Annotated in this window: 20 protein-coding genes and 2 tRNA genes; 12 read left to right on the top strand and 10 right to left on the bottom strand. The window is 73.4% G+C overall.

The window, feature by feature from the left end; all coding sequences use genetic code 11:
* From AB0D08_RS04285 to AB0D08_RS04260, 6 genes are all read left to right on the top strand, one after another.
* Positions 1-94, top strand: a tRNA-OTHER gene (locus tag AB0D08_RS04285).
* Positions 95-110: 16 nt separating this feature from the next.
* A tRNA-OTHER gene (locus AB0D08_RS04280) sits at positions 111-205 on the top strand.
* Positions 206-316: 111 nt separating this feature from the next.
* Positions 317-934, top strand: coding sequence for a TetR family transcriptional regulator (locus AB0D08_RS04275; protein WP_233289169.1), 618 nt, complete (start codon positions 317-319; stop codon positions 932-934).
* Positions 935-984: 50 nt separating this feature from the next.
* Entirely contained in the window at positions 985-1,731 is a 747-nt protein-coding gene (locus AB0D08_RS04270) for an ABC transporter ATP-binding protein (protein ID WP_359886164.1), read from the top strand.
* A complete protein-coding gene (locus tag AB0D08_RS04265) occupies positions 1,728-2,465 on the top strand; it encodes an ABC transporter permease (protein WP_359886163.1) in 738 nt (245 codons plus the stop codon). Before AB0D08_RS04270 ends, AB0D08_RS04265 begins: the two co-directional genes overlap by 4 nt.
* A 142-nt stretch (positions 2,466-2,607) precedes the next feature.
* Positions 2,608-3,309, top strand: coding sequence for a PH domain-containing protein (locus AB0D08_RS04260; protein WP_359886162.1), 702 nt, complete (start codon positions 2,608-2,610; stop codon positions 3,307-3,309).
* Positions 3,310-3,792: 483 nt separating this feature from the next.
* On the opposite strand, the gene AB0D08_RS04255 is transcribed toward AB0D08_RS04260, so the two are convergent.
* The 3 genes from AB0D08_RS04255 to AB0D08_RS04245 form a co-directional block, all read right to left on the bottom strand.
* Positions 3,793-5,487 (bottom strand): phospho-sugar mutase, encoded by a 1,695-nt coding sequence (locus AB0D08_RS04255; RefSeq protein ID WP_033822360.1) that lies wholly within the window; start codon positions 5,485-5,487, stop codon positions 3,793-3,795.
* Between the two features lie 131 nt (positions 5,488-5,618).
* The gene (locus tag AB0D08_RS04250; protein WP_359886161.1) at positions 5,619-6,458 is read right to left on the bottom strand and encodes a purine-nucleoside phosphorylase; all 840 of its coding nucleotides are present in this window, start codon (positions 6,456-6,458) and stop codon (positions 5,619-5,621) included.
* Positions 6,459-6,642: 184 nt separating this feature from the next.
* Entirely contained in the window at positions 6,643-7,080 is a 438-nt protein-coding gene (locus AB0D08_RS04245) for a gamma-glutamylcyclotransferase (protein WP_033822358.1), read from the bottom strand.
* Positions 7,081-7,201: 121 nt separating this feature from the next.
* Here AB0D08_RS04245 and AB0D08_RS04240 point away from each other — a divergent pair, with 121 nt between their 5' ends.
* Together AB0D08_RS04240 and AB0D08_RS04235 are read left to right on the top strand one after the other, a co-directional pair.
* Positions 7,202-8,656, top strand: a complete 1,455-nt coding sequence (locus tag AB0D08_RS04240) for an NAD(P)H-quinone dehydrogenase (protein WP_033822357.1) — start codon at positions 7,202-7,204, stop codon at positions 8,654-8,656.
* A 197-nt stretch (positions 8,657-8,853) separates the two neighbouring features.
* Positions 8,854-9,834 carry a DeoR/GlpR family DNA-binding transcription regulator gene (locus AB0D08_RS04235; protein ID WP_359886160.1) on the top strand — a complete coding sequence of 327 codons (981 nt, stop codon included), beginning with the start codon at positions 8,854-8,856 and terminating at the stop codon, positions 9,832-9,834.
* Positions 9,835-9,868: 34 nt separating this feature from the next.
* On the opposite strand, the gene AB0D08_RS04230 is transcribed toward AB0D08_RS04235, so the two are convergent.
* From AB0D08_RS04230 to AB0D08_RS04220, 3 genes are all read right to left on the bottom strand, one after another.
* Positions 9,869-11,308: an amino acid permease gene (locus tag AB0D08_RS04230; protein ID WP_359886159.1), complete on the bottom strand. Its 1,440-nt coding sequence runs from the start codon at positions 11,306-11,308 to the stop codon at positions 9,869-9,871.
* A 283-nt stretch (positions 11,309-11,591) separates the two neighbouring features.
* Positions 11,592-13,364, bottom strand: a complete 1,773-nt coding sequence (locus tag AB0D08_RS04225) for a biotin carboxylase N-terminal domain-containing protein (RefSeq protein ID WP_033821056.1) — start codon at positions 13,362-13,364, stop codon at positions 11,592-11,594.
* Positions 13,365-13,592: 228 nt separating this feature from the next.
* Positions 13,593-14,348, bottom strand: coding sequence for a hypothetical protein (locus AB0D08_RS04220; RefSeq protein ID WP_359886158.1), 756 nt, complete (start codon positions 14,346-14,348; stop codon positions 13,593-13,595).
* 246 nt (positions 14,349-14,594) lie between these two features.
* Between AB0D08_RS04220 and AB0D08_RS04215 the strand changes: the two genes are divergently transcribed.
* On the top strand, positions 14,595-15,350 hold the full coding sequence (locus tag AB0D08_RS04215; protein WP_359886157.1) for a hypothetical protein: 756 nt from the start codon (positions 14,595-14,597) through the stop codon (positions 15,348-15,350).
* Positions 15,351-15,393: 43 nt separating this feature from the next.
* Here the strand turns inward: AB0D08_RS04215 and AB0D08_RS04210 are convergent, their stop codons facing one another.
* A complete protein-coding gene (locus AB0D08_RS04210) occupies positions 15,394-15,993 on the bottom strand; it encodes a nucleoside triphosphate pyrophosphatase (protein ID WP_033821058.1) in 600 nt (199 codons plus the stop codon).
* A gap of 28 nt (positions 15,994-16,021) precedes the next feature.
* A complete protein-coding gene (locus AB0D08_RS04205; RefSeq protein ID WP_199520343.1) occupies positions 16,022-16,159 on the bottom strand; it encodes a hypothetical protein in 138 nt (45 codons plus the stop codon).
* A gap of 224 nt (positions 16,160-16,383) precedes the next feature.
* On the opposite strand from AB0D08_RS04205, the gene AB0D08_RS04200 reads away from it, so the two are divergent.
* Positions 16,384-16,839: a DoxX family protein gene (locus tag AB0D08_RS04200; RefSeq protein ID WP_359886156.1), complete on the top strand. Its 456-nt coding sequence runs from the start codon at positions 16,384-16,386 to the stop codon at positions 16,837-16,839.
* A gap of 69 nt (positions 16,840-16,908) precedes the next feature.
* Here AB0D08_RS04200 and AB0D08_RS04195 read toward each other — a convergent pair whose 3' ends face one another.
* Together AB0D08_RS04195 and AB0D08_RS04190 are read right to left on the bottom strand one after the other, a co-directional pair.
* Positions 16,909-17,127, bottom strand: coding sequence for an acyl-CoA carboxylase subunit epsilon (locus AB0D08_RS04195; protein WP_359886155.1), 219 nt, complete (start codon positions 17,125-17,127; stop codon positions 16,909-16,911).
* Between the two features lie 24 nt (positions 17,128-17,151).
* Positions 17,152-18,732: an acyl-CoA carboxylase subunit beta gene (locus AB0D08_RS04190; protein ID WP_033818454.1), complete on the bottom strand. Its 1,581-nt coding sequence runs from the start codon at positions 18,730-18,732 to the stop codon at positions 17,152-17,154.
* A 299-nt stretch (positions 18,733-19,031) separates the two neighbouring features.
* Here AB0D08_RS04190 and AB0D08_RS04185 point away from each other — a divergent pair, with 299 nt between their 5' ends.
* Together AB0D08_RS04185 and AB0D08_RS04180 are read left to right on the top strand one after the other, a co-directional pair.
* Positions 19,032-19,892 (top strand): biotin--[acetyl-CoA-carboxylase] ligase, encoded by an 861-nt coding sequence (locus AB0D08_RS04185; RefSeq protein ID WP_033818476.1) that lies wholly within the window; start codon positions 19,032-19,034, stop codon positions 19,890-19,892.
* A gap of 202 nt (positions 19,893-20,094) precedes the next feature.
* Positions 20,095-21,168, top strand: a complete 1,074-nt coding sequence (locus AB0D08_RS04180; RefSeq protein WP_033818477.1) for an adenylate/guanylate cyclase domain-containing protein — start codon at positions 20,095-20,097, stop codon at positions 21,166-21,168.
* Positions 21,169-21,223 lie beyond the last annotated feature (55 nt).

Raw genomic sequence — 21,223 nt, 5'->3', positions numbered from 1 at the left:
GAGAGGTGCCCGGAGTGGTTGATCGGGGGCCGGTGCTTCGGCGCCGGTCGGGTGGTTTCGCCCGCCTTCGCAGGTTCGAATCCTGCCCTCTCCGCGCAGTGGTGTGTTCGGGAGAGGTGCCCGGAGTGGTTGATCGGGGGCCGGTGCTTCGGCGCCGGTCGGGTGGTTTCGCCCGCCTTCGCAGGTTCGAATCCTGCCCTCTCCGCAGTTCGGCCGGGCCGCGGTTCCGTCCGGCCGCGGTTCCGTCCGGCCGTCGTGCTCCCGGCGCCGGCCGGGCTCGGTGGGCCGTGCCGCGGGCCCCGGCGACAATGACCGGGTGACCTCCGCAGAGCAGCAGCAGCCCGAGACCCCTCGTAAGCGGACCGGCCGCCGCCCCGGCGGCGCCGACACCCGGCGTACCGTGCTGGAAGCGGCCCGCGCCGAGTTCGCCGCGCGTGGGTACGAGAAGGCGAGCATGCGCGCCATCGCCCGGTCCGCCGGGGTGGACGCGGCGCTGCTGCACCACTACTTCGGCACCAAGGACCGGTTGTTCCTGGCCGCGCTGGAGGTGCCGATCGACCCCCGGGTGGTGGTCGGGCAGGTGCTGGCCGGCGATCGGGCCACCATCGGCGAGCGGGTGGCGGCGTTCGTGCTGCAGCTGTGGGAACAGCCGGAGACCCGCGACCGCATGCTCGCTCTGCTGCGTACCGCCGCCACCAACGAGCAGGTCGCCCAGCTGATGCGCGGCTTCATGACCACCGAACTGGTCGCCCCGGCCGCGGTGGAACTGGACATTCCGCAGGCGGAGTTGAGGTTCGAGCTGATGATGTCGCAGATCGTCGGGCTGGCCATGGCCCGGTACGTGATCGGGGTGGAGCCGCTGGCCTCCGCCGACCCGGCCGGCCTGGCCCCGCTGCTGGCCCGCACGGTGCAGGGGTACCTCGCCGAGGGCTGAGGGTGCGCGTCCCCTTGACGGGCCGCCCGCTGCCACGCAAAACTCATCGCATGATGAATTCCAGGGCGGGCGACGAGCCCGCGATCCGGGTCACCGGGCTCACCGTCCGACGCGGCGGCCGTACCGTGCTGCACGGCCTCGACGTCGACGTTCCGCACGGCTCGATCACCGGCCTGCTCGGCCCGAGCGGCTGCGGGAAGAGCACCCTGCTGCGCTCCGTCGTCGGCGTGCAGCGCACCAGCGGCGGCGAGGTACGGGTGCTCGGCGCCCCGGCGGGGAGCGCGGGCCTGCGCCACCGGGTCGGGTACGTCACCCAGGCGCCCTCGGTCTACGGAGACCTCACCGTCGCCGAGAACCTCCGCTACTTCGCCGCCGTCCTCGGCGCCCCCGCGGGCGACCCGGCCAGGGTGATCGCCCAGGTCGGCCTCGCCGGCCACGAGCAGGACCTCACCGCCCGGCTCTCCGGCGGCCAGCGGGCCCGGGTCTCGCTCGCCGCGGCCCTGCTCGGCGCACCCGAGCTGCTGATCCTCGACGAACCCACGGTCGGCCTCGACCCGGTGCTGCGCCAGGACCTCTGGCAGCTGTTCCGGTCCCTCGCGGACCAGGGCGCCACGCTGCTGGTCTCCAGCCACGTCATGGACGAGGCCACCCGGTGCGACCGCCTGCTGCTGATGCGCGACGGCCGCCTGCTCGCCCACGACACCCCGGCCGAACTGCTCCGGGCCACCGGCACCGCCGACATCGACGCCGCCTTCCTGCACCTCGTCCAGGCCGAACCCGTGGGGAGCCCCCGATGAACCTCCGGCGCACCCTCGCCACCGCCGGCCGGGTCCTCGGCCAGCTGCGCCACGACCCCCGCACCATCGCGATGCTGCTGGTCGTCCCCTGCGTGCTGCTGACCCTGCTGAAGTACATGTTCGACGGGCAGCCCGGCGCCTTCGACCGGATCGGACCGGCCCTGCTCGGGATCTTCCCGCTGCTGGTGATGTTCCTGGTCACCTCGGTCGCCATGCTCCGCGAACGCACCTCCGGCACCCTGGAACGCCTGCTCACCATGCCGCTGGGCAGGCTCGACCTGCTGCTCGGCTACGGGCTGGCGTTCGGCGCCGTCGCGCTGGTCCAGGCCGCGCTGGCGTCCGCGCTCGCCATCGGCCCGCTCGGGGTGCACGTCGCCGGACCCACCTGGCTGATCTTCGCGGTCGCGGTCGGCGACGGCCTGCTCGGGATGGCGCTCGGGCTGCTGGTCTCGGCCTTCGCCGCCACCGAGTTCCAGGCGGTGCAGTTCCTGCCCGCCGTCCTGCTGCCGCAACTGCTGCTCTGCGGACTGTTCGTCCCGCGCGACTCGATGGCCACCGCGCTGCGCTGGGCCTCCGACGTCCTGCCGCTGTCCTACGCCGTCGACGCGATGAACCGCCTCACCGGCACCCCCGGGGTCGGCGGCGCCGTGCTGGCCGACCTGGCCGTGCTCGTCGGCGCGACCCTGCTGGCCCTCGGCCTCGGCGCGGCCACACTGCGGCGCCGGACGGAGTGAGGCCCGCCGCAGCCGTACGCGCGGCGCGGCCGGAGCCGGGGTCCCGGACGTCGGGCAGCCGGGGTCCCGGTGCAGGAACGTTGCAGATCCGGGCCGCTGTGACCCTAGGGAACGGTGGCACCCATGCGGCAGAATCGTCACCATGACCGAATCCGCCGGCAAGCCCCACCCGGGCTCCGCCGCCCCCGAGCCGCAGTTCGCCGACCGGAGCTACCGCTCCGTGCCCGGCATCATCTCCGGCGTCATGCTGCTCGCCGTGGCCGGCTGGCTGATCGTCGACGCGGTGATCAGCGGCACCGGGAAGACGCCGTGGATCGCGCTGGCCGCCGCCCCGGTGTTCGCCCTCCCGGTCTTCGCGTACACCCTGCGGCCGGTGGTCTACGCGAACGAGCGCCGGCTGCTCGTCCGCAACCCGCTGCGCACGGTCGAGGCGCCGTGGGCCGCCGTCGAGGGACTGCGGGCCGGGTACTCGGTCGAGCTCTTCGCGGGCGGCAAGAAGTACCAGGTCTGGGCGGTCCCGGTGTCGCTGCGCCAGCGCAAGCGGGCCAACCGGCAGGCGGCCCGCGCCGCCGCCGCGGGCGACCCGGTCATCTCCGGCGGCCGGCCGCGCCCCGAGAGCGGACGGCCGTCCAACCCGTCGGCCGGCCGCGCGGCCAGGGCGGGCGACGCGGATCCGACCCGCGCCTGGTCCGACCAGGTGGTCGACTCCCTGCAGGAGCTGGCCGAGCGCAACGCGGCCCGCCCGGACGCGGCCGGCTCGGTCTCCGTCCGCTGGTGCTGGTGGATCATCGCGCCGACCCTGGCGGGCCTGGCGGCCATGATCGTGCTGATCGTCGCCGGCTGACCCCCTCACCCTCACCGCTGTCGGGCCCCCTCCGGGCCGCCGCGGCCCTCCCGGGCCGGGCACCCGGAGGGGGCCGACTGCTCTCCGGGGCATCGGTGCGGCGGCTCACCGGCTCGTCGGTGGATCGGCGCGGCGAGACCCACCGGCTCACCGGCTCACCGCTCTCTCAGGGCCGCCGCCTCGACGGAGTACCCCTGCCCGCTGGACCGCGGGTGGCAGGTGGGCGCCCGGGTGAGCGGGCGGGCGAGTCGGCAGGGTGCGCGGACCGGCAGCGTTGGCCGACCGGCGACCGGCGGGCGAATGCGGCTGGCGGGTGGCGGGTGGCGGCGGGCGGTGAGCGGCGAGGCGGTGGGTGCCGGAGCGAAGACCGGGCGGACATGCCGGACGGGCGCCCCCGGCAGGTGCCGGGAGACGCCCGTCCGGGGTCGTCTCGGTTGCCTCAGCCGACTCGTCGACCGGACCGCGCGTCGGTGGCCGCGACGCTCAGATGCCCGCGGCGGCCGCGAGGTCGCGCTTGACCGCGTCGAGCAGCGCGGCGGCGCGTTCGCGGGTTCCGGCGAGCGCGGCGGCGTCGGCGACCGGGAGGACGACCTCCAGGTAGCACTTCAGCTTGGGCTCGGTGCCGGAGGGCCGGACCACGATCCGGGCCGAACGGACCTCGTCGCCCGTCAGGTAGTAGCGCAGGCCGTCGGTGGGGGGCAGGTCGGCGGACCCGGCGGTCAGGTCGTCGGCCCGGGTGACCAGCAGGCCGGCCAGCACGGTCGGCGGCTTGTCGCGCAGGCGCTGCATGGCGTCGGCGATCAGCGACAGGTCCTCGACCCGGGCCGACAGCTGGTCGGTGGCGTGCAGGCCGTGTTCCAGCGCCAGGTCGTCCAGCAGGTCGGTCAGGGTACGGCCGCTGCGCTTGAGGGTGGCGGCGAGTTCGGCGACCAGCAGGGCGGCGGTGATGCCGTCCTTGTCGGCGACGCCCTCGGGGTCGACGCAGTAGCCGAGCGCCTCCTCGTAGCCGTAGCGCAGGCCCTCGGCGCGGGAGATCCACTTGAAGCCGGTCAGGGTCTCGGCGTAGCCGAGCCCGGCGGCCTCGGCGATCCGGCCGAGCAGGGTGGAGGAGACGATCGTGGTGGCGAAGGTGCCGGCCGCGCGTTTGGCGACCAGGGCGGAGCCGAGCAGGACGCCGACGTCGTCGCCGCGCAGCATCCGCCAGCCGCCGTTGCCGGTCTCGGGGACGGCCACCGCGCAGCGGTCGGCGTCGGGGTCATTGGCGATCACGATGTCGGGGCGGGCCGCGGCGGCGGTGCGGAACGCGAGGTCCATCGCGCCCGGCTCCTCCGGGTTGGGGAAGGCCACGGTCGGGAAGTCCGGGTCCGGCTCGGCCTGTTCGGCGACCACGGTCGGGGCCGGGAAGCCGGCCCGCTCGAACGCGGCCAGCAGGACGTCCCGGCCGACGCCGTGCATCGGGGTGTACACCACGTCCAGGTCGCGCGGGCTGCTCGGGTCGACGGTGGAGACGGCGCGGGCCAGGTACGCGTCGATGACGTCCTCGCCGAGCACCTCCCAGCCGGACTCGGCGCGCGGGACCTCGTCGAGCGAGCCGATCGCGTCGATCTCGGCGGCGATGCCGTGGTCGGCGGGCGGGACGATCTGCGAGCCGTCGCCCAGGTAGACCTTGTAGCCGTTGTCCTGCGGCGGGTTGTGGCTGGCGGTGACGGTGACACCGGCGGCGGCGCCCAGGTGCTTGATGGCGAAGGCGAGGACGGGCGTGGGCAGCGCGCGGGGCAGCAGGGCGGCGCGCAGGCCGGCGCCCACCACCACGGCGGCGGTGTCGACGGCGAAGTCGTACGACTTGTGGCGCGCGTCGTAGCCGATCACCACCAGGTCGCCGAGGTTCTCCTTGCGCACGTACGCGGCCAGGCCGGCGGCGGCCCGGATCACGACGGCGCGGTTCATCCGCATCGGGCCGGCGCCGAGTTCGCCGCGCAGGCCGGCCGTGCCGAACTGCAGGCGGTCCGCGAAGCGCTCGCTCAGCTGCGACCAGGCGAGGCGCTCGCCGGACTCGGCGTCGGGGCCCTCGGCGGCGGCGAGCAGCGCGGACAGCTCGGCGCGGGTCTGCGGGTCCGGGTCCTCGGCGAGCCAGGCCCGGGCTCGGGCGAGGAGATCGGTGGTGTGGGCCTGAGGCATTGGGCTGCCAGCTCCTCTGGGGTTGATGTGAATGGGGGGCCGTCGGAGCGATGTCGGATGACAGATATCAAAATCTGTCATCCGACATCTGCCCGACGGCCCCTGCCTACTGATTCTGCGTCAGCGGACGCTCAGATCCGCTCAAGGACCTTCCCCAGCAGCGCGCCCATCCGCTCGGCCGAGGCCTTGCCGGCCTCCAGCACCTCTTCGTGGTTGAGCGGCTCGCCCGTCATGCCGGCGGCCAGGTTGGTCACCAGCGAGATGCCCAGCACCTCGGCGCCGGCCTCGCGGGCGGCGATGGCCTCCAGGGTGGTCGACATGCCGACCAGCTCGCCGCCGATCACCCGGGCCATGTTCACCTCGGCCGGGGTCTCGTAGTGCGGGCCGCGGAACTGCACGTACACGGCCTCGTCCAGGCTCGGGTCCACCTCGCGGCACAGCTCGCGCAGCCGCTTGGAGTAGAGGTCCGTGAGGTCCACGAAGTTGGCGCCGACGATCGGCGAGTCCGCGGTGAGGTTGATGTGGTCGCTGATCAGCACCGGCTGGCCGGGGACCCAGCCCTGGCGCAGGCCGCCGCAGCCGTTGGTCAGCACGATGGTCTTGCAGCCGGCGGCGGCGGCGGTGCGCACACCGTGCACCACGGTGGCCACGCCGTGGCCCTCGTAGTAGTGGTTGCGGCCGAGGAAGATCAGGGCCCGCTTGTCGCCGGAGCCGTCCGAGCCCGGGATCCGGACCGAGCGGATCTTGCCGGCGTGGCCGGCCACCGCGGGGGCGGGGAAACCGGGGAGCTCGGTGACCGCGAACTCGGCCACGGTCTCGCCCAGTGCGTCGGCGGCCGGCACCCAGCCGGAGCCCATCACCAGGGCGACGTCGTGGCGCTCGGCACCGGTCAGCTCGCGCAGGCGCACGGCGGCGTCCTGGGCGGCGGCGTAGGGGTCGGCGGAGACGACCGACTGAGGAGATACGTTCACACAACCGAGGATAGACGCGATTCGCCTACGCGCGTAGACCAACGCGCCAAGGCATGCCGGATCGTTACCCGGATGACCTAAAACAACAGGTGGGGACCGGAATCCCGGCCACCGGCCTGGAGCAACCTCCGAGCGGACCCGCCCGGACGCCCCCGCCGTGCGCCGCCGCCGCGTCCGAGCGGTGTCAGCAGGGCCGGCGCCGCAGGTCCGACACGTAGTCGTCCGGTGCGCCGGCGCTCTCCGCCGCGTCCGCGATCAGGCCGAGGTAGCGGGCCGCGGGCAGCCCGCCCTCGTAGTCGTTCAGCACGTAGGTCCACACCGGCACCTCGCCGTCCAGGGTCTGCGCCCGGAGCCGGATCTTGCGGTAGATGCCCAGCTGGACGCCCTCCCAGCGGTCCAGTCCGTCGCTGTCCATCGGCGCGACGTCGTAGAGGGAGACGAAGACCTGGTCCTTCTCGTCCTCCACCACGGTGGCCAGCGAGCCCTCCCAGCCGAGGTGTTCGCCGCCGAAGGTCAGCCGCCATCCGGTCAGCCAGCCGGTGCCGCGCAGCGGGGAGTGCGGCGCGCGCCGGCTCATCTGCCGGGCGTCGAGGTTCGTGGCGTACGCGGCGTAGAGCGACATGGTCGTCAGCCTACGGGAGATCACCCGGCGGCCGAGGCCGGGAGGTGTTCACCGTCACATCCGCGGCGGTGCGCGTGGAATCAACGCCCCCGGCGTGGCGGCGGATGCGGCATGCGGGACAATGGAGCACGTGACTCGGATCGTGATCATCGGTGGCGGACCCGGCGGATACGAGGCGGCCCTGGTGGCAGCCCAGCTCGGCGCGGAGGTGACCGTCGTCGACCGCGACGGTCTGGGCGGATCGGCGGTGCTGACGGACTGCGTCCCGTCCAAGACCCTGATCGCCACGGCCGAGGTGATGACCACCTTCGACAGCTCCTACGAGGAGCTGGGCATCATCGTGGCGGACGACACCCCGCCGCTCGAGCGCGCGGCCCGGGTGGTCGGCGTGGACCTCGGCAAGGTGAACCGACGGGTGAAGCGGCTCGCCATCGCGCAGTCGCACGACATCACCCAGGCGGTCACCCGGGCCGGTGTGACGGTGCTGCGCGGCCGCGGCCGGCTCGGCGCCGGCGGGCAGGCGGTGGACGGCTCCCGCGAGGTGCTGGTGGACCGCGAGGACGGCGGCACCGAGGCGCTGCGCGCCGACGCGGTGCTGATCGCCACCGGGGTGCGCCCGCGCGAGCTGCCGGACGCCCGGCCGGACGGCGAGCGGATCCTCGCCTGGACCCAGGTCTACGACCTGGAGGAGCTGCCGCAGGAGCTGATCGTGGTCGGCTCCGGCGTCACCGGCGCCGAGTTCGCCGGCGCGTACCAGGCGCTCGGCTCCAAGGTCACCCTGGTCTCCTCCCGCGACCGGGTGCTGCCCGGCGAGGACCCGGACGCCGCCGAGGTGCTGGAGGAGGTCTTCCGCCGCCGCGGCATGAACGTGATGAGCCGCTCCCGCGCGGAGACCGCCAAGCGCGTCGGCGACCAGGTCGAGGTCACCCTGGCCGACGGCCGGGTGATCAAGGGCACGCACTGTCTGATGGCGGTCGGCTCGATCCCCAACACCGCCGACATGGGTCTGGAGGAGGCGGGCGTCAAGCTCAACGACTGGGGCCAGATCAAGGTCGACCGGGTCTCCCGGACCTCCGCCCCGGGCGTGTACGCGGCCGGTGACTGCACCGGTGTCTTCATGCTCGCCTCGGTCGCCGCGATGCAGGGCCGGATCGCGATGTACCACGCGCTCGGCGACGCGGTGCAGCCGCTCAACCTGAAGACGGTCTCCTCCAACGTCTTCACCGACCCGGAGATCGCCACGGTCGGCTACACCGCCGCCGACGTCTCCTGCGGCAAGATGGACGCCGTCGAGGTCAAGCTGCCGCTGCGGGGCAACCCGCGGGCCAAGATGCAGGGCATCCGGGACGGTTTCGTCAAGCTGTTCTGCCGCCCGGGCACCGGCATCGTGGTCGGCGGCGTGGTGGTCTCGCCGCGCGCCAGCGAGCTCATCCACTCGATCTCGCTCGCGGTGGACAACAACTTGACGGTCGAACAGGTGGCCAGCGCGTTCACGGTCTACCCCTCGCTCTCCGGCTCCACCGCCGAGGCCGCCCGGCAGTTGCACATCCGCAGGCGCGAGGACTCCGACTCCTGACCCGTGCAGTCCAGTTGAGGCGGTCGCCGACGGCGGCCGCCTCCGCCGTTCCCGGCCGATCCCACCCGGACGGTGGAGCGCGTCACCGGCGGGCAGCGGCGCGCATTGTACGGTCGCGCGCTGGGCCGAGGTGAGCAATTCCCGCTACCAGCTGCAAACGCCTGAAAGCAGACGGTCATTCAGTTACCGTCGGTTCTGTGTTTGCAGCAGAACGTCGCCAGTTGATCCTCGAGATGGTGCGCGCCAACGGAGCGGTCTCGCTCCGGGAATTGGCCCGTGTCGTCCAGACCTCCGAAGTCACCGTCCGTCGGGACGTCCGGGCGCTGGAGGCCGAAGGGCTGCTCGACCGCCGGCACGGCGGCGCGGTGCTCCCCGGCGGCTTCAGCCGGGAGCCCGGCTATCCGCAGAAGACCCATCTCGCCGCCGCCGAGAAGAGCGCCATCGCCGACCTGGCCGCAGGCCTGGTCGAGGAGGGCGACGCGGTGGTGGTCGGCGCGGGCACCACCACGCAGGAGCTGGCCCGTCGGCTGGCCCGGGTCCCGGGCCTGACGGTGGTCACCAACTCGCTGCTGGTCGCCCAGGCGCTGGCCCACGCCAACCGGGTGGAGGTGGTGATGACCGGCGGCACCCTGCGGGGCTCCAACTACGCCCTGGTGGGCAGTGGGGCCGAGCAGTCCCTGCACGGTCTGCGGGTCTCCAAGGCCTTCATCTCCGGCAGCGGCCTGACCGCCGAGCGCGGCCTGTCCACCACCAACATGCTCTCCGCCAGCGTCGACCGCGCCCTGGTCCAGGCGGCCACCGAGGTGATCGTGCTCGCGGACCACACCAAGCTCGGTGCCGACACCATGTTCCAGACCGTGCCGACCGAGGCGATCACCCACCTGGTGACGGACGAGCAGTCCACCGCCGACGACACCACCGCCTGCGAGCTGAGCGCGCTGGCCGACTGCGGGGTGCGGATCTCGGTGGCCCCGACCGGGCTGCCCCCGGAGCCGGTGGGGCACGGCGGCGGGGAGCGCCACCAGTCGGCGCTGTCCGGCCCAGGGGCTCCGCGCCGGGTCGCCCCGCCGCCGGGTGGCGCGCCGTTGCCGGGCCAGCGCCGCCCCGGCGCGCACAGCGGCCCGCCGGGCCAGCTGTCGGGCCGGCTCGCCGAACTGGGCGGGCCCCGGGTCCGCTAGGACCGAGGACCCGCCCAGCGGGTACGGCGGGCGGTCAGGCGCCGCTCGTCGCCTCCGCCGCCAGCTCCCTGGCGGCCCGGCGGCGCTGCACCAGCGGCGCGGCGGCCAGCACCAGCGCGGCCGCGGCCAGCGACAGGTACATCTGCTGGCGGCCGTCGGGGTCGGTGAACATGTAGACCATCACGAAGCCGATCAGGCCGATGGTGGCCCAGGTCAGGTACGGGTACAGCCACATCCGGACGGTCAGCCGCTCGGGCGACTCACGCTCGATGATCTTCCGCATCCGCAGCTGCGAGAAGCAGATCACCATCCAGACGAACAGGGCGATGGCGCCCGAGGAGTTCAGCAGGAACTGGAACACGGTCTTCGGCGAGGTGTAGTTGAAGAACACCGCGACGAAGCCGAAGACCACCGAGGACAGGATCGCGACGGTCGGCACGCCGCGGCTGCTGACCTTGGCGAAGGCGGCGGGCGCGTCGCCCCGGCGGCCGAGCGAGAAGGCCATCCGGGAGGCCGTGTACAGGCCCGAGTTGAGGCAGGACAGCACGGCGGTCAGCACGATGACGTCCATCACCCGGCCCGCACCGGGGATGCCGACGTGCTCCAGCACGGCCACGTACGGGCTCTTCCTGACGTCCGCGGAGTCCCAGGGCAGCAGGGTGACCACGATCAGGATCGAGCCCAGGTAGAAGATGCCGATCCGCCAGATCACGCTGTTGGTGGCCTTGCTGACGGCCTTCTCCGGGTCGGCGGACTCGCCGGCGGCGAGGGTGACGATCTCGCTGCCCATGAAGGCGAAGACCACGGTGAGCATGCCGGTGAAGACGGCGCCGACGCCGTGCGGCAGGAAGCCGCCGTGGCCGGTCAGGTTGCTGGTGCCGACCGCGTGGGTGCCGGGCAGCAGCCCGAACACGGCCAGCACGCCGATCACGATGAAGGCCGCGATGGCCACCACCTTGATCCCGGCGAACCAGAACTCGAACTCGCCGTAGGAGGCGACCGAGCCCAGGTTGGTCGCGGTCAGCACGGCCATCACCAGCAGGGCGAAGGCCCACTGCGGGACGGCGGGCATCCAGCCGTTGAGGATCTTGGCGCCGGCGGTGGCCTCCACGGCCAGCACGACCACCCAGAAGAACCAGTAGAGCCACCCGATCGAGAAGCCGGCCCAGCGTCCCAGCGCCCGGTCCGCGTACGCGGAGAAGGAGCCGCTCTGCGGGTCGGCCGCGGCCATCTCGCCGAGCATCCGCATCACCATCACGACCAGCACGCCGGCCAGGGTGTACGAGAGCAGGATGCCCGGCCCGGTGGAGGCGATGCCGGCGCCGGAGCCGACGAAGAGTCCGGCGCCGATCACACCGCCGATGGCGATCATCGACAGGTGGCGGTTCTTGAGCCCGGCGTGCAGCTCGCCGCCGGGGTTGCCGGCGGTGGCCTCGGGGCCGGTCCTGGTGCGCTGGGTGGTGTCCGCGCTCATGAGGAGGTACTGCCTTTCCCGCGCGAACCCGGACCCTCGGCCACTGCTGCCGGAGGGATGTGGGGACGGAATCACGCGATTCGGGCAAACTAGCGGCTACGTCCGGGTATCGGAATCCCCATCACCGAATACCGACGAGTACCGCGCACTCGTCACACCGATGAGCCGCTGTCGTGACCTTGTCACCCACTGTCAGAAGACCTCCCCGTGGCGGCGCCCGGAAACGGACCGGTCCGGACCCCCGTGGCGGGGATCCGGACCGGTCCGTGGCACCGACGCGGGGTCAGTCCTTGATCTCGCAGAGCGCCGCGCCGCTGCTGACGCTGGCGCCGACCTCGGCCTTGAGGCCGACGATGGTCCCGGCCTTGTGCGCGTTGAGCGGCTGCTCCATCTTCATCGCCTCCAGGACGACGATCAGCTCGCCCTCGGCGACGGTCTGGCCCTCCGTCACCGCCACCTTCACGATGGTGCCCTGCATCGGCGAGGCCAGGGTGTCACCGCTGACCGCCGAGCCGGCCTTCTTGGCACCCGCGCGGCGCTTGGTCTTGGCCGCGGCGCCACCGGCGGCCGGGGCGCTGGAGACGCCCAGCGAGGAGGGCAGCGAGACCTCGATCCGCTTGCCGCCGACCTCGACCACCACGGTCTCCCGCTGGTCCGCCTCCTCGGCGTCCCCGCCCGCGCCGGTGAAGGCGGGGATGGTGTTGTCGAACTCGGTCTCGATCCAGCGGGTGTAGACCGTGAACGGCTCGTCGCTGCCGTGCACCTCGGGCGCGAACGCCGGGTCGGTGACGACCGCCTGGTGGAACGGGATGGCCGTGGCCATGCCCTCCACCTTGAACTCCGCCAGCGCGCGGGCCGCGCGCTGCAGCGCCTGCTTGCGGGTGGCGCCGGTGACGATCAGCTTGGCCAGCAGCGAGTCCCAGGCCGGGCCGATCACCGAGCCGCTCTCCACGCCCGCGTCCAGCCGCACGCCCGGGCCGGACGGCGGCGCGAACAGCGTCACCGTGCCGGGGGCCGGCAGGAAGTTGCGGCCCGGGTCCTCACCGTTGATCCGGAACTCGATCGAGTGACCGCGGACCTCCGGGTCGTCGTAGCCGAGCTCCTCGCCGTCCGCGATCCGGAACATCTCGCGGACCAGGTCGATCCCGGTGACCTCCTCGGAGACCGGGTGCTCGACCTGCAGGCGGGTGTTGACCTCCAGGAAGGAGATCAGCCCGTCCTGGGAGACCAGGAACTCGCAGGTGCCGGCGCCGACGTAGCCGGCCTCGCGCAGGATCGCCTTGGACGCCCGGTACAGCTCGGCGTTCTGCTCGGCGGTCAGGAACGGCGCGGGGGCCTCCTCGACCAGCTTCTGGTGGCGCCGCTGCAGCGAGCAGTCACGGGTCGAGACGATCACCACGTTGCCGTGCTGGTCGGCCAGACACTGGGTCTCGACGTGCCGCGGGTTGTCCAGGTACTGCTCGACGAAGCACTCGCCGCGGCCGAAGGCGGCGACCGCCTCGCGGACCGCGGAGTCGAACAGCTCCGGGATCTCCTCCAGCGTGCGGGCGACCTTGAGGCCGCGGCCGCCGCCGCCGAAGGCCGCCTTGATGGCGACCGGCAGACCGTGCTCCCGGGCGAAGGCGACGACCTCGTCGGCGCCGCCGACCGGGTCCGCGGTGCCGGCGACCAGGGGCGCGCCGGCCCGCTGGGCCACGTGCCGGGCGGTGACCTTGTCACCGAGGTCGCGGATGGCCTGCGGCGGCGGGCCGATCCAGGTCAGGCCGGCGTCCAGGACGGCCTGGGCGAACTCCGCGTTCTCGGACAGGAAGCCGTAACCGGGGTGGACGGCGTCCGCGCCGGAGTCGGCGGCGGCCTTCAGGACCTTGGCGATGTCCAGGTAGCTGGTGGCCGGGGTGTCGCCGCCGAGCGCGTAGGCCTCGTCGGCCGCGCGGACGTGCAGCGCGTCCCGGTCCGGCTCGGCGTACACGGCGACGCTGGCGATACCGGAGTCCCGGCAGGCCCGGGCGACCCGGACGGCGATTTCTCCGCGGTTGGCGATGAGCACCTTGCGCACTGTGGCTCCCTTCTTGAACCTCGTTGAGTCTAGGGATTGCTGGGTGGTACCGGCGAGTAGCCCCAGGTGGTGAGCTAGCCCACGCGGAGCGTGACCCGCTGATGTGATCATCCGGTCACGCAGTGGGACACCTCGCTGGTGGCGAGGTTACGCGGGCCCGTAGAGCCGGGCCCGCGGGCGGCTCGAGCCGCGCGGTCGGGCGTGTGGTCTTGGCCACATGAAGGTCCCTCAGGCGGCCACCGGCGCCGTGCGGGCGGTCGCGGCCGCGGTGACGTCGGCGACCGGCTCGACCACGTCGGGTCCGTACGCCCGGGCGTTGACCACCCGCAGGACCAGCGCGAAGGTGCCGTCCTTGCCGTGCCGCCGGGCCAGGGCGCGGTGGTTGGCCACCAGGTGGCGCACCGCCGCGTGGTTGGAGGTCGCGGTCTGGCCGGCTATCAGGAACACCGGGCGGCTCTCCGGCCGCGGGTGCAGCCGGGCCAGCAGGACGTAGGTCTCCCCGCCGGGCGCGGCGTCCGGGTGCACGTAGGCGAACTCGCGGTCGCCCACCTTGATGGTGGTGTCCCCGTACGGGCCGTCCGGGTTCTGCACCGCGAAGTCGACGCCGGGCAGCCAGGAGGCCAGGTGGGCCGCGGTGCGGGCGTTGCTGGCCGGTCCGCCGAGGCAGAACTCGGCCTTGCCGCCGAGCCCTTGGCGGACCTGGTCGTGCGCCACCACCTCGGCCTGCGCCCCGCACTCCTTGACCAGCGCGGACAGCTCCATCAGCGCGTACACGTCGTTGCGCGACACGCTCTTGGAGCTGTGCGAGGCGGCGTGGTGGTTGACCACCAGCAGGCACTCGGTGCCGGCGGGCATCCCGAAGAACTCCCGGACCCGGCCGAGCAGCCGCCGGCGGCGCACGCTCTGCGCGAGCCAGCCGAGGCCGGCACTGAGGGCGCTGGCGACGAGGCCGAGCACCACGTTCAGCACGCTGTCGGTCATCATCGCGCCTCCTTCCGGTCCGACGGCTGCGCCAGCCTAGCGGCGGAGCCGGGCCGGGGTCGGTGGGTCACTGCGACAGATGTGCGGGGCGGGTTCTGTCCGTATCCGCAACGGGAAAACGGACCGATGTGCTCCGGATCGGTCGTGCCGCAACCGTAATGGTCCAGACCATTGACGCTCGTGAGCCCCGCTCCCTACCGTGCAGCGCACGGCCCGACCGGGCCGGACGGCCGAGAACACGGGGGAGTCATGAAGCGGTTCAGCATGTCCGCGGCCGGGGCGGCGGCCCTGGCCCTGCTGCTCGCCGGGTGCGGCGGCGCGGGGGCGGGTGCGGACGCGGCCGCCCCGCCCTCGCCGACCGCCCGGGTCGTCACCTACGGCTGCCTGACGAAGGACCAGGGCGCCAAGGGGGCGGTCAGCATCCCGAGCGACCTCAGCACGGTGGACGCCTACTTCCGCGACTCGGACGCGGGCGGCGCCAAGGTCGCGGTCGTCCTCTCGCACCAGAACGGCGGCAGCCTCTGCGACTGGATCCCCTACCTGGACGCGTTCACCGGGGCGGGGTACGCGGTGCTGCCCTTCACCGCCAACGGGGACGTCGCCACCGGCATCCGGTCGGCCACCGGCTACCTCAGGGACAAGGGGGTGGCCCGGGTGGTCCTGATCGGCGCGTCCAAGGGCGGCACCGGTTCGCTGGTGGCCGGGGCGCTGCCGGACAGCCCGCTGCCGGTGGCCGCGGTGGTCTCGCTGAGCGGCCCCGAGTCCTTCGGCGCCGACAACGCCGCGACCGCGGTGAAGCGGCTGGCGGCGCCGGTGTTCTTCGCCGCCGAGGAGCACGACGGCCCGTTCCCCGGCAACGCGAGGAGCCTGCACGCGGCGGCGGTCTCGGCCGACAAGAAGCTGAAGATCTACCCGGGCGCCGACCACGGGGCCGCCCTGCTCGCCGACGGCGCGCTGCCCGACGTCCAGGCCTTCCTCGCCGAGTACGCGCCGCCGACGGGCTGATCCGGCCGGGCGCGCCGGTGCTCGCGGCGCGCCCCTCACGGACTCAGGCCCAGAGGTCGGTGATCCGCACGTCCAGCTCGGCGAGCAGCCGGCGCAGCAGCGGCAGCGAGAGCCCGATCACGTTGCCGGGGTCGCCGTCGATGCCCTCGACGAACGGCGCCGAGCGCCCGTCCAGGGTGAACGCCCCGGCCACGTGCAGCGGTTCGCCGCTGGCGATGTAGGCGGCCAGCTCGGTGTCGTCGGGGGTGCCGAAGCGGACCGTGGTGGACGCGGTCGCCGAGACCTGGCGGCCGTTGGCGGTGTCGATCACGCAGTGGCCGGTGCGCAGCACCCCGGAGCGGCCGCGCATGGACTGCCAGCGCCGCAGTGCCTCGTCCTCGTCGGCGGGCTTGCCGAGCGCCTCGCCGTCGAGTTCCAGGACCGAGTCGCAGCCGATCACCAGTTCGCCGTCGGTGAGGCCCGCGGCGACCGCCTCCGCCTTGGCCACGGCGAGCACCAGGGCGAGTTCGGCGGGGGTGGGGGCGCTGAGCGAGTCCTCGTCGAAGCCGCTGACCTGCACCCGGGGGTCGAGCCCCGCTTGACGCAGGAGCCCGAGGCGGGCGGGGGAGGCGGAGGCGAGTACCAGGGTGCGGCGGTCGGTCATGCGCCAAGCCTAGGGGCTCGGAGCCCGGTCAGGGCGCCGCTCTGAGCATCAGCAGCAGGGCCGCCAGGACGGTGACGGCGCCGAGCAGCAGGCCCGCGCGGTGCAGCTTGCGCTGTACCCGGCGGGCTTCGGGCGAGGGCTCGTCGCGAGGGTCTGACCAGAGCACCTCGCCAGCTTGCGGCGCCGCCGCCGGGCCCGCCTGAGTACGCGTACTCACTTTCGTCCGCCGACGGGGCCCGGGTGCCCGACCGTTCGTCAGTTGTGCCCGCGCTGTGACGATCTGTTACGGGCGCGTGAAATCGGGCGGTGCGGGATTGCGGTCACTACTTAGCTTAGGCAACCCTAAGTGAGTTCCCCGGCCCGATCCCCCCTCACGAGGAGTCGTCCCCCATGCCCTTCGCCCCCCGCGAGGCCGTCGAGACCGTACGGCCGCACGCCCTCGGCCTGTTCAGAATCGTCACCGGCCTGCTCTTCGCCTGCCACGGCGCCGCCTCGCTGTTCGGCGTGCTCGGCGGGGCGGGCGGGGACGGCTCCACCGTCGCCGGCTGGGTCTGGCCCGGCTTCTACGCGGCCGTGATCCAGCTGGTCGGCGGCGTCCTGGTGCTGCTCGGTGTCGGCACCCGGGTGGCCGCCCTGGTCTGCTCGGGCTCGATGGCCTACGCCTACTTCAGCGTCCACCAGGAGCACGGCCTGTGGCCGATCCAGAACCACGGCGAGGCCGCCGCGCTCTACGCCTGGGTCTTCCTGCTGCTGGTGTTCACCGGCCCGGGCAGCCTGGCGCTGGGCACCGTGCTGGGCCGGATCGGCCGTCCGGCCGCCGAGGAGCCGGCCACCGCCACCGCCTGACCCCGCGGGCGCAGACGGAAGGGTCCCCGGCCGCAGCGGCCGGGGACCCGATTGGTCGTGCACGGGACGTCAGTGCGCCCAGCCGGACGTCCGCCAGGCGGCGGCGCCGGGCCGCAGCACCGGCCGCAGCTTGCGGGCGTGGTCGTTCCACGGGGTGGCCGGGCCGCCCGCCCGGCGGGCCGCCTCGGCGGCGGCCTGCGCGGCGGCGGCCCGGGCTGAGACCACCGCCAGGACGGTGGCCAGCTCCTCGGGGGTCGGCTGCCCGTGCAGCACTTGGATCGGGGGCATGGATCCATCCTCTCCCTTCGGGGCCTACAGCGGAATGTTGCCGTGCTTCTTGGGCGGCAGGGTCTCGCGCTTGCCGCGCAGCGCCCGCAGGCCGCGGACGATGTGCCGGCGGGTCTCGCTGGGCGCGATCACCGCGTCCACGTAGCCGCGCTCGGCGGCCAGGTACGGGTTGAGCAGGGTGTCCTCGTACGAGGCCAGCAGCTCGGCCCGCTTGGCCTCGGCGTCCTCGGCGGCGGCGATCTCGCGCCGGTGCAGGATGTTGACCGCGCCCTGGGCGCCCATCACCGCGATCTGCGCGGTCGGCCAGGCCAGGTTGAGGTCGGCGCCCAGGTGCTTGGAGCCCATCACGTCGTAGGCGCCGCCGAAGGCCTTGCGGGTGATCACGGTGATCAGCGGCACGGTGGCCTCGGCGTAGGCGTAGATCAGCTTGGCGCCGCGCCGGATGATGCCGTCCCACTCCTGGCCGGTGCCGGGCAGGAAGCCGGGCACGTCGACGAAGGTCAGCACCGGGATGTTGAAGGCGTCACAGGTGCGCACGAAGCGGGCGGCCTTCTCGCTGGCCGCGATGTCCAGGCAGCCGGCCAGGTTCATCGGCTGGTTGCCGACGATGCCGACCGGGTGGCCCTCGACCCGGCCGAAGCCGGTCAGGATGTTGCCCGCGTACAGCCCCTGGACCTCCAGGAACTCGCCGTCGTCGAGGATGTGCTCGATCACGGTGTGCATGTCGTACGGCTGGTTGGCCGAGTCCGGCACCAGGGTGTCGAGCGCCAGGTCCTCGTCGGTGAGCGAGAGGTCGGCCTGCTCGGGGACGACCGGCGGGTCGGAGAGGTTGTTGGAGGGCAGGTACGACAGCAGGTTCTTGACGTACTCGATCGCCTCCTTCTCGTCCGCGGCCAGGTAGTGGGCGTTGCCGGACTTGGTGTTGTGGGTGCGGGCGCCGCCCAGCTCCTCCATGCCGACGTCCTCGCCGGTGACCGTCTTGATCACGTCGGGGCCGGTGATGAACATGTGCGAGGTCTGGTCGGCCATCACCACGAAGTCGGTGACGGCGGGGGAGTAGACCGCGCCGCCCGCGCAGGGGCCCATGATCAGCGAGATCTGCGGGATCACCCCGGAGGCGTGTACGTTGCGGCGGAAGATCTCGCCGTACAGGCCGAGCGAGACCACGCCCTCCTGGATCCGGGCGCCGCCGGAGTCGTTGATGCCGATCATCGGGCAGCCGGTCTTCAGCGCGAAGTCCATCACCTTGACGATCTTCTCGCCGAACACCTCGCCGAGCGAACCGCCGAAGACCGTGAAGTCCTGGGCGAACACGGCCACCTGGCGGCCGTCGACGGTGCCGTAACCGGTCACCACGCCGTCGCCGTACGGGCGGGTCTTCTCCTGCCCGAAATTGGTCGAGCGGTGCCGGGCGAACTCGTCGAACTCCACGAAGGAGTCCTCGTCGAGCAGCTCGGTCACCCGCTCACGGGCCGTCAGCTTGCCCTTGGCGTGCTGCTTCTCGACGGCGGCGGCGGAACCTGAGTGCACCGCCTCGTCGAGCCGGCGCCGCAGGTCGGCCAGCTTTCCGGCGGTGGTGTGCGGGTCGTACGGGGCCTCGGTCATCCGGTGGCTCTCCCTGGTCCATGGGCCGCGGCCTGACGCAGGGGTGGGATTCCGGGCAGGGCGGCGCTGCGAACTACCGCCTAGTAGCGTAGCCAGCGCCGGGCCGTTCCGGTTATGGCAGGCGACACAGTGTGTCCGGGCGCGTTCTGCGCGATGATGGGGCGGCTTACGGCCGGTGCCGGGAGGCCCGGGGCCGTCACGGTGAAGCCGCTCGCGTCGCGGCCGGCCGGCTGACGCTCCGTCGGTACGCTGGCTCGGTGACCGAGCCCACCGAGCCCACCCCTCCCCGCCGCAGCGGTCTGCGTGGCTTCGGCCACGACGGCCCCTCCCCCTGGACCGACCTCGACCGGCCGCCGCTGGACGCCACCGTGCTGCGCCGGGACCTGGTCCTGCCGGGCGCGCTGTGGACCGCCCTGGACGTCGTCGCCGACACCGGGTCGACCAACACCGACCTGGCCGCCCGGGCCAAGGAGGGTGCACCCGAGGGGGCCGTCCTGCTCGCCGAGGAGCAGACCGCCGGCCGCGGCCGCCTGGACCGCCGGTGGAGCGCCCCGGCCCGCTCCGGCCTCTTCCTGTCGCTGCTGCTGCGCCCCGCCGGCGTCCCCGTCGAGCGCTACGGCTGGCTGCCGATCCTGACCGGGGTGGCCGCCGCCTCGGTGCTGGAGCGGGTCGCCGAGGTCGAGACCGGCCTGAAGTGGCCCAACGACCTGCTGGTGACCGTGGACGGCGCCGAGCGCAAGGTCGGCGGCATCCTCACCGAGCTCGCCGACGGCGCCGTGGTGGTCGGCCTCGGGATCAACGTCTCGCTGCGCGCCGACGAACTGCCGGTGCCCGCCGCGACCTCGCTGGCGCTGGCCGGCGCCGCCGTCACCGACCGGCAGACCCTGCTGCGCGCCCTGCTGCGCGAGTTCGCCGACCTGTACGGGGAGTGGACCCGGGCGGCCGGTGACCCGCACGCCAGCGGCCTGCTGCCCGCCTACACCGCCCGCTGCACCAGCCTGGGCCGCCCGGTCCGGGTCCAGCTGCCGGGCGGGCGCGAACTGCACGGCGAGGCGGTCGCGGTGGACGCCGACGGCCGCCTGGTGGTCCGCACCGCCGGCGGCGAACGCCACCCGGTGGCGGCCGGCGACGTGGTGCACGTCCGCCCGGAACCGTCCTGACCGGCGCTCCCGCCGTCCGGCGCGGGCCCGGTCCGGGCCCGCGCCGGGGCACCCCCGCACAGCTCAGGAGACATGTCCTGCATTTCCGTGCGAACATTCCACCTGGCAGCGGTGTGAGGCGCGCCACTACCCGCGCGGGGGTCGTGCGCCACGGGACAGGCAGGACATGAGGCAAGTGCGGCGACCGCACGGGGACGGATCGGTGGCAGACGAGAGCGGCGGCGACGGGCGGGACGACGACGACCAGACGGTCGCACTCGACCTGGAGCGGCTGATCCTGGACGCGCCCCGCCGGTACACCCCGTACCAGGCGGCCCGCGCCGCCGACGTGCCGATGGAGCTGGCCACCCGCTTCTGGCGGGCGATGGGCTTCCCCGACATCGGGCAGTCCCGGGCGCTCACCGACAACGACGTGATCGCGCTGCGCCGGCTGGCCGGCCTGGTCGAGTCCGGGCTGCTGAGCGAGCCGATGGCGATCCAGGTGGCCCGCTCCACCGGCCAGACCACGGCCCGGCTGGCCGGCTGGCAGATGGACACCTTCCTGGAGAACCTCACCCAGGCCGTCGAACCCGGGATGACCCGCGCCGACGTCGCCTACCCGCTGGTCGAACTGCTGCTCCCGGAGCTGGAGCAGTTCCTGGTGTACGTCTGGCGCCGGCAGCTGGCCGCCGTCACCGGCCGGGTGGTGCAGGCCGCCGAGGACACCGAGATCACCAGCGGCCGGCTGGCCGTGGGCTTCGCCGACCTGGTCGGCTTCACCCGGCTGTCGCGCCGGCTGGAGGAGGAGGAGCTCGGCGAGCTGGTCGAGACCTTCGAGAACACCTGCTCGGACCTGATCGCCGGTCAGGGCGGACGCGTCATCAAGACCCTCGGAGACGAGATCCTGTACGTCTCCGAGGACCCGGCCACCGCCGCCGAGATCGCGCTCGGCCTGGTCGAGACGCTGGCCAAGGAGGACACCATGCCCGCGCTGCGGGTCGGGATGGCCTTCGGCACCGTCACCTCCCGGATGGGCGACGTCTTCGGCACCACCGTCAACCTGGCCAGCCGGCTCACCTCGATCGCCCCCCGCGACGCGGTGCTGGTCGACGGCGAGCTGGCGGCCGCGCTGGAACTGACCGGTGCGGCGTCCGCCCCGCCGTCCTCCGACGACGGCCCCGCGCAGGCGCCGGCCGGTGAGCACCGCTTCCACCTGCAGCCGATGTGGCGGCGCCCGGTCCGCGGGCTCGGCCTGGTCGAGCCGTGGGTGCTGTCCCGGCCCGGCCGGCTCGGCTGACCCGCGCCGCACCCCGCCGGTACGCCGCCTTGCCCGCCGTACTCGCCGTACCCGC

Origin of the sequence: Kitasatospora sp. NPDC048540, from assembly GCF_040651175.1 — a bacterium.
Classification (GTDB): Bacteria; Actinomycetota; Actinomycetes; order Streptomycetales; family Streptomycetaceae; genus Kitasatospora.
Note: the sequence above shows the minus strand (reverse complement) of the source record. Positions and strands in the feature narration are given on the sequence as shown.